Raw genomic sequence first — 465 nt, forward strand, 5'->3', positions numbered from 1 at the left:
CAAACTACCAGCTTGTTCTGAATCTAGAGACGATCCGGGTTCCGGCTGGGCGGCACGTTTATTCAGACCAAGGTGATTCTAAATATCGCTTTGGCATTGGGATGGAGTATTTTGGCAGCACTAACAAGGGAACTCTAGAATTGGCGCTCACCAATACCAATCTTCAGCCTGGCGATTATGAAATTGTTTTGAAGCATGATAACGGTTCTACAATTTCACCAAATGTCACCAGTGGTAATCATCTGGCATTTCATGAGCTTTCCCAAGGTGGTTATACTACTGAAGTGAAAATCACTAACCCGGCTAAAGCGTCAGAGACCTACGATATTGTCTTCAACTTAGATGAAGCGGGTAGTTTACTCAATGACACTCGGAATTTGGGACAGATTGGGGGTCAACGGATCACGGTTAATGATCATGTGGGTTTACCGACAAGCGATCGCGATGCTTATACCTTCACGACGG

The 465-nt window shown here is 45.2% G+C and carries 1 protein-coding gene; it reads left to right on the forward strand.

All coding sequences use genetic code 11. The annotated features are described in order from the left end of the window. On the forward strand, positions 1–465 hold a 465-nt coding region (locus JUI58_RS00685), incomplete at both ends, for a hypothetical protein (RefSeq protein ID WP_204101827.1).

The sequence above is a fragment of the Spirulina sp. CCY15215 genome (assembly GCF_016888125.1).
In the GTDB taxonomy this organism is placed as follows: domain Bacteria; phylum Cyanobacteriota; class Cyanobacteriia; order Cyanobacteriales; family Spirulinaceae; genus CCY15215.